At 65.2% G+C, this 13,505-nt stretch carries 15 protein-coding genes and 1 pseudogene; 14 read left to right on the top strand and 2 right to left on the bottom strand.

Annotation, left to right across the window (positions count from 1 at the left end; translation table 11 throughout):
- Nucleotides 1-153: 153 nt before the first annotated feature.
- The 4 genes from AYK61_RS24865 (at nt 154) to AYK61_RS24850 (ending at nt 4,044) form a co-directional block, all read left to right on the top strand.
- The gene (locus tag AYK61_RS24865) at nt 154-1,296 is read left to right on the top strand and encodes a low temperature requirement protein A (protein ID WP_121873628.1); all 1,143 of its coding nucleotides are present in this window, start codon (nt 154-156) and stop codon (nt 1,294-1,296) included.
- Nucleotides 1,293-2,048, top strand: coding sequence for a phosphoglyceromutase (locus AYK61_RS24860; protein ID WP_121873475.1), 756 nt, complete (start codon nt 1,293-1,295; stop codon nt 2,046-2,048). Before AYK61_RS24865 ends, AYK61_RS24860 begins: the two co-directional genes overlap by 4 nt.
- A 137-nt stretch (nt 2,049-2,185) precedes the next feature.
- Entirely contained in the window at nt 2,186-3,358 is a 1,173-nt protein-coding gene (locus AYK61_RS24855) for a cell wall metabolism sensor histidine kinase WalK (RefSeq protein ID WP_121873474.1), read from the top strand.
- Nucleotides 3,355-4,044 carry a response regulator transcription factor gene (locus AYK61_RS24850; protein WP_094680843.1) on the top strand — a complete coding sequence of 230 codons (690 nt, stop codon included), beginning with the start codon at nt 3,355-3,357 and terminating at the stop codon, nt 4,042-4,044. Before AYK61_RS24855 ends, AYK61_RS24850 begins: the two co-directional genes overlap by 4 nt.
- 67 nt (nt 4,045-4,111) lie before the next feature.
- On the opposite strand, the gene AYK61_RS24845 is transcribed toward AYK61_RS24850, so the two are convergent.
- Nucleotides 4,112-4,864, bottom strand: coding sequence for a hypothetical protein (locus AYK61_RS24845; protein WP_183130557.1), 753 nt, complete (start codon nt 4,862-4,864; stop codon nt 4,112-4,114).
- Between the two features lie 68 nt (nt 4,865-4,932).
- Between AYK61_RS24845 and AYK61_RS24840 the strand changes: the two are divergent.
- From AYK61_RS24840 to AYK61_RS24795, 10 genes and pseudogenes are all read left to right on the top strand, one after another.
- Nucleotides 4,933-5,217: pseudogene (locus AYK61_RS24840) on the top strand (hypothetical protein); the annotation flags it as partial.
- Complete coding sequence (locus AYK61_RS24835; protein ID WP_121873472.1) at nt 5,214-6,371, top strand: hypothetical protein; 1,158 nt, start codon at nt 5,214-5,216, stop codon at nt 6,369-6,371. The pseudogene AYK61_RS24840 and the gene AYK61_RS24835, both read left to right, overlap by 4 nt.
- A 12-nt stretch (nt 6,372-6,383) precedes the next feature.
- Nucleotides 6,384-7,226, top strand: a complete 843-nt coding sequence (locus AYK61_RS24830) for a sugar phosphate isomerase/epimerase (protein WP_121873471.1) — start codon at nt 6,384-6,386, stop codon at nt 7,224-7,226.
- A 22-nt stretch (nt 7,227-7,248) separates the two neighbouring features.
- Complete coding sequence (locus AYK61_RS24825) at nt 7,249-8,106, top strand: thioesterase family protein (protein ID WP_121873470.1); 858 nt, start codon at nt 7,249-7,251, stop codon at nt 8,104-8,106.
- A gap of 19 nt (nt 8,107-8,125) precedes the next feature.
- Complete coding sequence (gene proC / locus AYK61_RS24820) at nt 8,126-8,941, top strand: pyrroline-5-carboxylate reductase (RefSeq protein ID WP_121873626.1); 816 nt, start codon at nt 8,126-8,128, stop codon at nt 8,939-8,941.
- 127 nt (nt 8,942-9,068) lie between these two features.
- The gene (locus AYK61_RS24815; protein ID WP_008713658.1) at nt 9,069-9,305 is read left to right on the top strand and encodes a helix-turn-helix domain-containing protein; all 237 of its coding nucleotides are present in this window, start codon (nt 9,069-9,071) and stop codon (nt 9,303-9,305) included.
- Nucleotides 9,306-9,509: 204 nt separating this feature from the next.
- Nucleotides 9,510-9,611, top strand: a complete 102-nt coding sequence (locus tag AYK61_RS24810; protein ID WP_003402602.1) for a 30S ribosomal protein bS22 — start codon at nt 9,510-9,512, stop codon at nt 9,609-9,611.
- A 144-nt stretch (nt 9,612-9,755) separates the two neighbouring features.
- Nucleotides 9,756-10,901, top strand: a complete 1,146-nt coding sequence (locus tag AYK61_RS24805) for an NAD-dependent epimerase/dehydratase family protein (protein ID WP_259468270.1) — start codon at nt 9,756-9,758, stop codon at nt 10,899-10,901.
- Nucleotides 10,898-11,947, top strand: coding sequence for a lysophospholipid acyltransferase family protein (locus AYK61_RS24800; RefSeq protein WP_121873469.1), 1,050 nt, complete (start codon nt 10,898-10,900; stop codon nt 11,945-11,947). The genes AYK61_RS24805 and AYK61_RS24800 overlap by 4 nt, the downstream gene beginning before the upstream one ends.
- A 22-nt stretch (nt 11,948-11,969) precedes the next feature.
- Complete coding sequence (locus AYK61_RS24795) at nt 11,970-12,458, top strand: GNAT family N-acetyltransferase (RefSeq protein ID WP_121873625.1); 489 nt, start codon at nt 11,970-11,972, stop codon at nt 12,456-12,458.
- A gap of 16 nt (nt 12,459-12,474) precedes the next feature.
- Here the strand turns inward: AYK61_RS24795 and AYK61_RS24790 are convergent, their stop codons facing one another.
- The gene (locus tag AYK61_RS24790; RefSeq protein WP_237669709.1) at nt 12,475-13,410 is read right to left on the bottom strand and encodes an HAD family phosphatase; all 936 of its coding nucleotides are present in this window, start codon (nt 13,408-13,410) and stop codon (nt 12,475-12,477) included.
- Between the last annotated feature and the right edge of the window lie 95 nt (nt 13,411-13,505).

The raw sequence follows: 13,505 nt of genomic DNA, 5'->3' as shown, positions 1-13,505 counted from the left end.
AGGGGTGTGAGGTCCCGACATTCCCCGCGGCGAAGCGTCGAACAAAGTCCGAAATGTCGGAAATGTGCAACCCGCAACACAATCGATACAACACCGGCGAATCGGATGACTTAGTCTGCGATCGTGAATCTCTCCGTTGCCCGTCTGGTGCCGATGCGACCGCGCGATCCTGAGGAACCGCATCGCTCGGCGAGTCCGCTCGAGTTGTTCTTCGACCTGGTGTTCGTTGTCGCCGTGGCGAACGCCGCCGTTCAGCTTCACCACGCGCTGACCGAGAACCACGTGGCCGACGGCCTCCTCAGCTACGCCCTCGTGTTCTTTGCCATCTGGTGGGCGTGGATGAACTTCACCTGGTTCGCTACCTCGTTCGACGTCGACGACTGGCTGTATCGGGTCCTGACCGTCGTACAGATGGCGGGAGTCCTGGTGCTTGCTGCCGGAATCGAACCGGCATTCACCGAACAGAACTTCACGATCGCGGTGCTCGGATACGTCCTGATGCGGGTGGCGATGGTGACGCAATGGCTTCGCGCCGCGAAAAACCCCGAGTACCGGACGACCGCACTGACCTACGCGACGGGAATCGCCGGGGTGCAAGTGCTGTGGGTGCTGTGGCTGCTCGTGTTCGACGGAGTCCCGGCGCTGATCGGGTTCGTCGTACTCGTCGCTGTCGAACTATCGGTTCCCTGGGTCGCCGAGCGCAAAGGCGCAACACCTTGGCATCCGCATCACATCACGGAGCGCTACGGCTTGTTCACGTTGATCCTGCTCGGCGAATCTCTGCTGGCCTCGGCCAACGCCATCATCGAAGCGCTACAGGACGAGACCGCGCTGGCACCGTTGATCTCGATCTCGATCCTCACTCTGGTCGTCACCGCGAGCCTGTGGTGGATCTACTTCTGGCCCCCACATCACCGCGCGATCGGCTCGCTCGGCAGCTCGCTGTTCTACGGCTACACCCACTACTTCATCTTCGCGGCCGCAGGCGCGTTCTCGGCCGGCATCGAGGTCGAGATCGACGTCCTCACCGAGCACAGCAAGCTCGGCGACGTCGCCGCGTCTTTCACCGTCACGATCCCGATCGCGGTGTTCGTGCTCGGTGTCTGGCTGATCGCGATTCGCGCCAACGCGGATCGCGTCGTGAACGTCGTGGTGCCCGCCGGTGCGGTTCTCGTGCTGTTCGACCCCGTCATCCCCATCCCGATCACCCTCACCGCAGTCGTCATGATCGTGGTCGTCGCGGTCCTCGTCGCACGCGGGCCAACACAGCCTGAGCATGAGAAACTGACCACATGAGTATCGGAACCTTGATCCTGCTTCGTCACGGCGAGAGCGAATGGAATGCGTCCAACCAGTTCACCGGTTGGGTGGACGTGCGACTGACCGAGAAGGGTGAGGCCGAGGGCAAGCGCGCCGGCCAGCTCCTCGCCGAGGCGGGCATCCTGCCCGACCTGCTGTACACCTCGCTGCTGCGTCGCGCGATCAGCACCGCCAACCTTGCACTCGACGCGGCCGACCGGCACTGGATTCCCGTCGTCCGCGACTGGCGTCTGAACGAACGGCACTACGGTGCGCTGCAGGGACTGAACAAGGCCGAGACCAAGGACAAGTACGGCAACGAGCAGTTCATGCTGTGGCGTCGTAGCTACGACACCCCGCCGCCGCCCATCGAGATCGGCAGCGAGCACAGCCAGGACGCCGACCCGCGCTACGCCGACCTGGACAGCGTTCCGCTGACCGAATGCCTGGCGGATGTCGTCGAGCGCCTGATTCCGTACTTCGAGGAGACGATCGTCGCCGATCTGAAGGCCGGCAAGAACGTCCTCGTCGCCGCGCACGGCAACTCGCTGCGCGCTCTCGTGAAGTACCTCGACGAGATCTCCGACGCAGACATCGCCGAACTCAACATCCCCACCGGCATTCCGCTGAAGTACGAGCTCACCGAGTCGGGCGGCAAGCTGAAGCCCACCAACCCCGGCGGCACCTACCTCGATCCCGAAGCAGCGGCTGCAGGTGCAGCTGCCGTGGCGAACCAGGGCGGCAAGTAGCTCCTCCTCGCACAAACCGACGTTTTGTCGTAACTGCAGGTGAACGATCGAAGAACACTGCCGACGGGGACTATGACGACCAGGGAAATGCCTGCACCCTGCGTATGTGAGCTGTCCATCGAACGTACGATTCCGGTGTGAGTGTCGCATCGGCCGTACTACTGGCAATCGCCACGGCCTTCGTGGGATACCTCGTCGGCGGTGTTCTGATCCCGTACCTCAACACTCGACACTCGGAGCGTCGTCGAGCCACCTCCGGGCTGACGATGTCGCAGGTACTGGACCTGATCGTCCTCGCATCCGAGAGCGGCATCGCCGTCGTCGATCAATTTCACGACGTCGTCCTGTCGAATCCGCGAGCCGAGGAGCTCGGACTGGTGCGTAACCGTCTGATCGACGACCGCGCCTGGGATGCCGCGCTCAAGGTCCTCGCCGACGGCAACCCCGTCGAAGTCGACCTCAGCTCGAAGAACCCGAGAACCGGCCGGGACAAGATCGCCGTCCGCTGCGTTGCGCGGCTGCTGAGCAAGGAAGACAAGCGGTTCGTCGTGCTGTTCGCCGACGACGATTCCGAGCAGGTCCGGATGGAGGCGACGCGTCGGGACTTCGTGGCCAACGTCAGCCACGAACTCAAGACACCCGTCGGCGCGATGAGCCTGCTGGCCGAAGCGCTGCTCGAATCGGCCGACGACCCGGACTCCGTCCGACATTTCGGCGGCAAGGTCGTCGCCGAATCCAAACGACTCGGCAACATGGTGACCGAACTGATCGCCCTCTCGCGACTGCAAGGTGCCGAGAAGCTCCCCGACCTCGAGGTCGTCGACGTCGACACCGTCGTCAACGAGGCGATGGATCGATCCAAGCTCGCCGCCGAGAACGCCGGGATCTCCGTCACCACCGACCACCCGAGCGGTCTCGAAGTTCTCGGCGATCAAGCGCTGCTGGTGACGGCCCTGGCCAACCTCATCCAGAACGCCATCGCCTACTCCTCGGACGGTGCGCCGGTGTCGGTGAGCCGAGCCCTGCGCGGAGACAATGTCGCGTTCGCCGTCACCGATCGCGGCATCGGCATCGCCAAGGGAGACCAGGAACGCGTCTTCGAAAGATTCTTCCGCGTCGACAAAGCTCGGTCGCGGGCAACCGGTGGCACAGGCCTCGGCCTGGCCATCGCCAAACACGTCGCAGCCAACCACAACGGCAGCATTTCGCTGTGGAGCAAGCTGGGCACCGGATCCACCTTCACCCTCCAGATCCCTGCGTACTTCGAAGAAGAAGACGACGCTTCGGTTACAGAAAGAGAGAATCAGTGACCAACGTTCTGATCGTGGAAGACGAAGAGTCGTTGGCCGATCCACTGGCCTTCCTGCTCCGCAAGGAAGGTTTCGAGGCCACGGTCGTCGGCGACGGACCGTCGGCACTCGCGGAATTCGACCGCGCAGGCGCGGACATCGTGCTGCTCGACCTCATGCTCCCCGGCATGAGCGGAACCGACGTGTGCAAGCAATTGCGTTCGCGCTCAGGCGTTCCCGTCATCATGGTGACCGCCCGTGACAGTGAGATCGACAAGGTCGTCGGACTCGAACTCGGTGCCGACGACTACGTCACCAAGCCGTACTCGGCACGTGAACTCATCGCCCGCATCCGCGCGGTTCTACGCCGGGGTTCCGACGCCGAGGTCGACGGCGGACTCGACACCGGAGTGCTCGAAGCCGGCCCGGTGCGCATGGACGTCGAACGCCACGTGGTGATGGTCGGATCCGAGCAGATCACGTTGCCGCTCAAGGAATTCGACCTGCTCGAATACCTGCTGCGCAACTCCGGCCGAGTGCTGACCCGCGGACAGTTGATCGACCGCGTGTGGGGAGCCGACTACGTGGGCGATACGAAGACACTCGACGTACACGTCAAGCGACTGCGCTCGAAGATCGAGGCCGACCCGGCCAAGCCGGAGCACCTGGTGACCGTGCGCGGACTGGGTTACAAACTCGAGGGGTAGGTGCGCTGCGCGCAGTGGTGCGGATAAGTGCCCTCCAAGGCACGTATTCACACCACTGCCGCAGGCACTACCGACGCTGCGCCTCACGAGTGGCGGGATGCACCGCGATCAGACCCAGACCGCGGCGACGCTTGCACAGGGACGCCAATTCCTCGTAGGCGGCCTTACCGAGCAACTCGGTCAATTCCGGCTTGTAGGACTCGAACACCTGCTTCGATCCGACGTGCGCATCGGGCGAGCCCGAGCAGTACCAGTCCAGATCGAGACCGCCCTCGCCCCAACCGCGTCGGTCGTACTCGCCGATCGTGGTCTTGAGAATTTCCGAGCCGTCCGGCCGCGTCACCCAGTCCTGGGTGCGCCTGATCGGCAGCTGCCAGCACACGTCGGGCTTGACCTCGAGCGGTTCGATGCCCTTGCGCAGCGCCATCGAATGCAGTGCACACCCGATTCCGCCCTCGAACCCGGGACGGTTCTGGAAGATGCAGGCACCCTTGTAGCGCCGCGTACGCAGTGACTGCTCGTCGTCGAGATCGTCGTATTCGACGTACCCCTTCTTGCCCAGACCCTTGTCCATCAGCTGCCAGTCCTGCGGAGTGAGCAACTTCACCGACTCGTCGAGCTTGCGTTTGTCGTCCTCGTCGGACAGGAACGCGCCGTGGGAGCAGCAACCGTCGTCGGGGCGGCCCTCGACGGTTCCCTGACACGCCGGAGTTCCGAACACGCAGGTCCAGTTGGACAACAACCACGTCAGATCCGCAGCGATGAGGTGCTCCGAATTGTCGGGGTCCGGGAACTCGACCCATTCTCGCGGGAAATCCATCTCGACCTCTGCAGCGAACGACTGCTGCTCACGACCTGCTGTCACAAAGGACGACGGTAGACCCAGTACCGTGGGCATGTGCGAATAGGGGTGCTAGACGTCGTTGCAGACGCGGCTCGAGGCAACTCGTAGCGTTCGTATCGCGGATCATGGCGGCCGACCGTGCAGAATTGGAAGGTGTCAGCGCCGACAGGTCGCCACAACTGGTGGCCGGGGCTCTGGTAGCGGAGGCGAGCATGCGGGCATCGACAGCGGAGTCACTCGAGATATGCCCGTGGGCGCTGAAGGAAGGTTTGATGTTGAGGAAGCTGGACCCCGAAGTCGACGGCGATCTGGTGGGGCGTTCGAGATGAGCGACACCAACCCGGAGGACACCGGACAGATCTCGGTTGCCGAGCTACTGGCCCGAAACGGTCAGAAGACGAACCTGAGCGCAGGTGGTCGCCGTCGCCGCGGCGTCAAGGGCGGCATCTCCGTCGCCGAGCTGACCGGTGAGATCCCCGTCGTCCGCGACGAGCCGGGCAACCGCAGCGCCCCGGTGGTCGAGACCGCGGATCCCGATGCGTCCGAGCCCGAGACACCCGACGTGGCCCCGGCAGCGCCGCACAGCAGCGATGCGGCCGAGGACGACGCACCCGCCGCCGTCTCGTCCCGGCCGCAACCGGCCCGGCCGCAGACCACTCGCCCCACCCCGTTTCAACCGGCAGGCAAGCGCGACAAGCAGCAGCCCGAGCCGGAACTGCTGTCCGGCTCCACCACGGTGGCCGGTGACCTGCTCAACCGCTCGCACGACGACACCGAACGCGCCAATCGCCCGGCTGCGCCCACGACGGCGACGTCGGATCGGCTTCCGTACGGGTCCACCGCGGCCGAGCAGGGTCGGACCCGAAAGCCGGTGGGATTCCGAGCATCGCGGCAGGTCGAGGTGGCCGAGCCGAACACCGACGTCGCTCCGCGAGCAGCGATCATCGACGTCGACGACCTGGCCAAGACCGCGGTGTCCCCGCGTATTGCGCGCGCCGACGACCCGACAGCCGAGTCGGCCGACGAGCAGGCGGAGACCGAGACGTCCGCCGCCACCGAGGTCGTCGATCTCGTGAAGCCGGAGATCGACGACGAGCCGAAGACCTCGACCGACGTCGAGGCCGACCCTGCAACGGACGACGCACCGGACGCGGAGGCCGACAGCGCGACTGCGGACTCGCGCACCGATCGCCGGGCAGCGGCCGTGAAGGGCAAGGGCGGTGCCGTCCGGCAGTGGCTGGTGCTGATCGGTCAGGCCGTGGTGTCGATCGCCGTCGGCGCGCTGCTGTTCAAGGGCTTCGAGCAACTGTGGGACGTGTTGCCGTGGGTCGCGCTGGTGCTGTCGGTGCTGGTGATCGTCGGGCTCGTCGCGGTGGTGAGAATTCTGCGGCGCACCGACGATCTGATATCGATCGTCATCGCGATTGCCGTCGGTGTCTTCGTCACCCTCGGTCCGCTCGCCTTCCAGCTCAGTACCGGCTGAGCCGGCACAGCGATGGGTGCGAAGCGAATTCAGGTGGGACTGTCCACGGCCTCGGTCTACCCGCAGAACACCGAGGCGGCGTTCCGCTACGCGGCGGAGCTCGGCTACGACGGCGTCGAACTGATGGTGTGGGCCGAGTCGGTCAGTCAGGACGTCGACGCGGTGGCCGCGCTCTCGCGGGAGTACTCGATGCCGGTGCAGGCCATTCATGCGCCGTGTCTGCTGATCTCGCAGCGAGTGTGGGGATCGGATCCGGTCGCGAAACTCACCCGTTCGGTCGAGGCGGCCGAGAAGCTGGGCTCGGCGACGGTCGTGGTGCACCCGCCGTTCCGGTGGCAGCGCAAGTACAGCGACGGGTTCGCCGATCAGGTCGCCGAACTCGAATCGAACTCGCACGTGGTGGTCGCGGTCGAGAACATGTTCCCGATGCGCGCCGACCGCTTCTTCGGGCGCAAGGAGAAATCCGCACAGCGACTCGAACGACGCGGTGGTCCGGGCGCAGCCCTGTCGGCGTTCTCGCCGTCGTACGACCCGACGGATGTCGGCCATGGTCACTACACGCTCGACCTCTCGCACACGGCCACCGCAGGCTCGGACGCGCTCGAGATGCTCGACCGGATGGGCGAGGGCATCGCGCACCTGCATCTGGCCGACGGCCGGGGCGCATCGGTCGACGAGCATCTGATCCCCGGCCACGGTAGCCAGCCGTGCGTGGAGGTGTGCACCGAACTGGTGCGCCGCGGTTTCGAGGGGCAGGCGGTGATCGAGATCAACACGCAGAATGCGCGGACGGTCCCGGAGCGTTCCTCGATGCTCGGGCAAGCACTGCAGTTCGCCCGCGCACACCTGTCCTGAGGCCGCCGGTAAGTTGTCGTCAATGAGTTCAGCCAGCCCCTTCAAAGCCGCCACCACCCTGACCGCGCTCGAGGTCGCCGCCGACACCGCGTCGTTCGCGGGCGCGATCGACTCCACCTGGACCATCGGTCCGAAGGTGCACGGCGGCGCGATGCTCGCCGTCTGCGCGGCAGCAGCGCGTCAGCACATCGTCGCGACCGACCCGGATCAGGCCGAGATCCAGCCGCTCGCGGTGAGCGTCAGCTACCTGGCCGCGCCCGATCCCGGTGAGGTCGCGCTGTCGACGGTGGTGCGCAAGCGCGGTCGCCAGGTCTCGCACGTCGACGTCGAACTCACCCAGGCCGGACGCGTTGCAGTGCGGGCGGTGGTGACCCTCGGTCGTCCCGATTCCGACGAACCCCATCTTCAGACGCCGACGTCGCTGGCGTCGATGGCCGCCGAGCCGCCTGCGGAGACCCTCGCGGTGGCAGGCGATCATCCGATGGCGTCCATCGTGCACGTCGCCAAGGGCTGCGAGATGCGTATCGACGCGTCGTCGGCGTCGTTCCTGACCGGTCAGCAGGGCGAGGCCGAGATTCGATTGTGGGTGCGTCCCTTCGCGGGCGACGAGGCCGACATCGACACCGCAGTGCTGTTCGCACTGATGACCGGAGACATCTCGGCTCCGGTGACCATGAACCGCGGAATGTTCGGTTGGGCTCCGACCGTGCAGTTGACGACCTACCTGCGACGCCGTCCGGCACCGGGGTGGCTGCGCGTGGCGGCGACCAGCACCGTCATCGGCAGCACCTGGTTCGAGGAGGACCACGTGGTGCTGGATTCGACCGGTGCCGTCGTGGTGCAGAGCAGACAGTTGGCGATGGTGCCGCGCTCGAACTGACATGGCAGGCTTGGCGTCCATGACGAGAATTGCAGTGATCGGTGGCGGACGGATCGGCGAGGCGTTGATTGCGGGACTCCTCGAGTCCGGCCACGCAGTGCGCGATCTGGTGGTCGCCGAGAAGTCCGAGACCCGCGCCAAGGAGATCGCCAAGGAATTCGGAGTACTGACCACCACGGTCGGCGACGCATCCGAGGGTGCCGATGTGATCGTGCTGGCGGTCAAGCCGGCCGACGTCGAAGCGGCACTGACCGAGATCACCAAGATCGAACTCGACGGCGATCGCGAACAGCTCATCGTCTCGCTGGCCGCAGGCGTCCCCACCACCAAGTTCGAGCCCAAGCTCCCCGCCGGCTTCCCAGTGGTTCGGGTCATGCCCAACACCCCGATGCTGGTGGGGGAGGGCGTCAGCGTGCTGGCACCGGGCAAGTACGCCCGCGCCGAGCACCTCGAACTCGTGCGCTCGATCCTCTCGGCCGTCGGCAAGGTGGTCGTGGTCAAGGAGAATCAGCTCGATGCCGTGACGGCCGTGTCCGGCTCCGGTCCGGCCTATTTCTTCCTGGTGGCCGAGGCCATGATCGACGCGGGAGTGGGCTTGGGATTGAGCCGCGACGTAGCGTCGGCGCTCGTGGTTCAGACGATGGTGGGGTCGGGAGCGATGCTCGATCGCTCCGACGAGAGCGCGAGCGAGCTTCGATATGCGGTGACTTCTCCGGGTGGAACTACCGCCGCTGCGGTGCGTGAATTGGAGAGAAAGGGCCTTCGAGCAGCATTTTTCGATGCTCTCGGTGCCGCAAATGCCCGATCCACTGAGATGGGCATCACAGCAGAATAAAAAATCTTTTCCCCACACCCGTCGCAGTAACCCCATCTGTCCCTATAGGCTCGGGGGCAGCACGTGCGTGTCTGTTCGGCAGGAGGGGAAGCCTGCCGCATGAGACGTGCCGGAGGTATGTGGATTGATGGCGTCTATAAACAAGCCGTCCAAGGGTTCGTCCCCGGACGGTCAACCGGCTCTGGCCGGAACGCAGTTCCTCACGGTCGCCGAAGTGGCGACTCTGATGAGGGTTTCGAAAATGACCGTGTACCGGCTGGTGCACGGCGGAGAATTGCCCGCTGTACGAGTGGGTCGATCTTTTCGTGTGCACGCGAAGGCGGTCCACGACTATCTCGAGACCTCGTACTTCGACGCAGGCTAGTAGTGCACGTGGGGCCGGTTTCGTAAGTCCTGGTTCACACCGGTAGGATTGGCGCTCGTCGTGCCAGCCAGCCGGTGTGCAGCCGTGGGCGAGTACGTGGCCCCAGCGCCAGCTCGGTAACCGCAGCCCCAGGGCTTGGTTGTCAGGTAGGCGTACGCAAACGGCGTGCGCGAAAACGCTAGAGAAGAACGTGAGGACACCCGCATGGGTTCAGTGATCAAGAAGCGTCGCAAGCGCATGTCGAAGAAGAAGCACCGCAAGCTGCTTCGTCGTACCCGCGTGCAGCGCAGGAAACTCGGCAAATAAGCCTGCCGTCATCTGCTTCACGAAGAAGCCCGTCACCATCGGTGGCGGGCTTCTTCTGTTCGAAGAACGGGCTTTGCTTCTCACCCACGCCGACCCCTGCCGATCCAGTAGGCTTTGCAGCGGAACCGACGTTGGGGGTGCGCAGTGAGTCCGAGCGATCGTGGATCGGCTGCGCCCCGAGTCGTCCTCGTGACCGGAGCGAGCCGATTTCTCGGCGGCTACCTCGTCACCAGGCTGGCCCAGAATCCGAACATCGAGCGCGTCATCGCCGTCGATGCGGTCTCTCCGAGCAAGGATCTGGTGCGCCGCATGGGTCGCGCGGAATTCGTCCGCGCCGACATCCGTAATCCGCTGATCGGCAAAGTGATTCGCAATGCCGGCGTCGACACCGTCGTGCACGCAGCCACCGTCGCCAAGCCCCCGAAATCCGGTGGCCGCGCGACGATGAAAGACCTCAACGTCATCGGCGCTATGCAGCTGTTCGCGGTCTGCCAGAAGTCACCGACCGTCGAGAGGGTCGTCCTGCGTTCCTCGTCCTCGGTGTACGGCTGCAGCGCCAAGGACCCGGTGAAATTCACCGAGGAGATGAGTGCCCGACGCCCCCCGAGCGGTGGGTACGCGCGGGACTCGATCGACATCGAGGGATACGCGCGCGGGCTCGGCCGTCGACGATCGGACATCGCGGTGTCGATCCTGCGCATGGCACCGCTGATCGGTCCACGACTGAACGGCACCATCTCGCGCTACATGACCTCGCCGCTGATCCCCAGCATCGTCGGCCGCGACGCACGCATGCAGTTGCTGCACGAGGAAGACGCCCTGGCTGCGCTCGAGCGCGCCACTCTCGGCGGGTCGGCGGGCACGTTCAACATCGGTGCCGACGGAACGATCATGCTCTCCCAGGCAATTCGCCGAGCCGGCCGTGTTCAGGTGCCGGTACCGTTTCCACTCTTCAAGAGCGTCGGCCGCGCCCTGATGGGTGGCATGATGCGCGAGTTCACCACCGAGCAACTCGACTACTTCCACTTCGGCTGCGGACTCGACACCTCCCGCATGCGGTCCGTCCTGGGCTTCGAGCCGCGGTGGACTACGGTTCAGGCATTCGACGACTTCGTCCGAGGAGCAGCGCTGCGGCCGGTCATCAGAACCGAATGGGTGGACAGCATCGAAGATCGACTGGTCTCGGCCGTCGAAACAGGCGCGTCCACGGCGCGTGCACTGGCAGCACTGCGCACTTCGGAACCGGTGCGTGGTTCGGAAGCAGTGCTCGGTTCGGGAGGGGACGGGTGAGCGAAGTGGCAAAAGTGATTCCATTGCACGGCGGCACGACCGGCCGTTCGGCCCGAGCGGCTGCGGGCTCGCGTGAGCGGCACCCCTCCGCCTACGCCGATCCTCGAGAGCCGACGCCGTTGCTGGACCCGGCGCCTGCCGAGGCGTCGGCCGTGACGCCGTCCATCCCGACTCCGTTGCTGTCGATGATCGACGACACCAAGTCCACGATCGTCGACCAGATCTCCTCGGTCGCCGAGTTCGTCCGCAGGCGGCTGGCCGGCGACTACAGCGTCGACGAGTTCGGTTACGACCCGCACTTCGCCGACGCAGTCTGGCTTCCGTTGCTGCGGCCGCTGTTCGACAAGTGGTTCCGTGTCGAGGTCAAGGGCATCGAGAACATTCCGTCCGACGGCGGCGCGCTCGTCGTCGCCAACCATGCGGGCGTCGTGCCCGTCGATGCATTGATGGCGTCGGTCGCCGTCCGCGATCACCACCCGGCGCACCGCCCGCTGCGAATGTTGGCCGCCGACATGGCATTCGAGATGCCCGGCGTCGGCACGATCGCGCGCAAGGCCGGGCACACGCTGGCCTGCAACCCCGACGCCGAGCGTCTACTGCGTACCGGCGAGGTCGCCGCCGTGTTCCCCGAGGGGTTCAAGGGCATCGGCAAACCGTTCAGTGAGCGCTACAAGCTGCAGCGATTCGGTCGCGGCGGATTCGTCTCGGCTGCTCTGCGGACGGGTGTGCCGATCATCCCGTGCTCCATCGTCGGCTCGGAGGAGATCTACCCCAAGATCGGCGACATCGCGCCACTGGCCCGACTGATGGGCATGCCCTACTTTCCGGTCACGCCCTTCTTCCCGCACCTCGGCCCGCTGGGTCTGATCCCGATGCCGTCCAAGTGGTACATCGAGTTCGGCAAACCGATCCTCACCGATGGGTACGACTCCACCGCGTTCGAGGATCCGATGGTGCTGTTCGAGTTGACCGACCACGTCCGCGAGACCATTCAGCACACGCTGTATCGACTGCTTGCCAAGAGGCGCAACGTCTTCCTGGGTTAGACGCTCGGGTTATCGTGTGGCAGTGCATATTCGCGATACTGCCGCTGCCGATCTACCGGAGATTCTCGACATCCACAACGATGCGGTCGCCAACACCACCGCCATCTGGGATGAGGAACAGGTCGATCTCGCCGATCGCACAGCCTGGTTCGAGGGCAGGATCGCCGCTGGATACCCGGTACTCACCGCAGAGGTCGACGGACGGGTGGCCGGATACGCGTCGTACGGACAGTGGCGGGTCAAGAGCGGCTACCGGCACTCGGTGGAACACTCGGTGTACATTCACCGAGACTTCTACCGCCGCGGGCTGGCCAGTGCGCTACTGGGCGAGTTGATCGAGCGAGCGAAAGCACGCGACGTTCACGTGTTGGTGGGGTTCATCGAATCCGAGAACACCACGTCGATCGCTCTGCACGAGAAGTTCGGGTTCGTCACCGTCGGACAGATGCCGCAAGTGGGCGTCAAGTTCGGTCGGTGGCTGGACCTGACGCTGATGCAGCTCACGCTCTGATCGCCGTCCGGATGGATCAGGCCTTACGACGGCCGATCACCGCGGCCAGCCCACCGCCGACCGCGCCCAAGGCCAACGCCGTGGGCACACCGATCTTGGCGGCCTTGCGTCCGGTGCGGTAGTCGCGGATCTCCCAACCCCGGTTCTTGGCCAGCTCACGCAGGTCGGTATCGGGGTTGATCGCCACGGCGGTGCCGACCAGCGAAAGCATCGGCACGTCGTTGTGGCTGTCCGAGTACGCGGTGCAGCGCTTGAGATTGAGACCTTCACGCACGGCCAGCGAGCGCACCGCGTGCGCCTTGCCGATGCCGTGCAGGATGTCGCCGACGAGACGGCCGGTGAACACCCCGTCCTTGCTCTCGGCGACGGTTCCGAGGGCCCCGGTCAAGCCCAGGCGCTTGGCGATGATCTGGGCCAGTTCGAGGGGAGTGGCCGTCACCAGCCAGACCTGCTGCCCGGCGTCGAGGTGCATCTGAGCGAGAGCCCGGGTACCGGCCCAGATCTTGTCGGCGATCATCTCGTCGTAGATCTCCTCGCCGAGCCGGGTCAGCTCCGAGGTGGGACGGCCGGTGATGAACGAGAGCGCCTTCTCGCGGCCGCTGGCCACGTCCTCGCTGTTCTCTTTCCCGCTGACCCTGAATTTGACCTGCTGCCAAGCGAATTGGGCCAGATCGCCGCTGGTGAAGTACTTGCGGGCGGCCAATCCGCGAGCGAAGTGAATGATCGACGCGCCCTGCACCATCGTGTTGTCCACGTCGAAGAAGGCAGCGGCAGTCAGATCCCGCGGAACGGCACCCTCGGACTCGATCTGCAACGCCAGAGCCGCATCGGCACTGGCCTGACCTGCAACGTTGGCGCGGACCTCGGCGTCCGTCGGACCGAACGGATTGCGAATCCTGCGGATGCGGCGCTTGAACTGCTTGTCTTCGCTCGGGTCGTTCGTATCGACCATGTCGATATCGGGCGTGTTCTCGATCGGCAGGTCTGTTCCCCCGTCACTCACTTCCGTCCACCTCCCAGTCGAGTCGCTCGCCGCAAGCCTAGTCG

The organism is Rhodococcus sp. SBT000017, assembly GCF_003688915.1.
Classification (GTDB): domain Bacteria; phylum Actinomycetota; class Actinomycetes; order Mycobacteriales; family Mycobacteriaceae; genus Rhodococcoides.
Note: the sequence above shows the minus strand (reverse complement) of the source record. Positions and strands in the feature narration are given on the sequence as shown.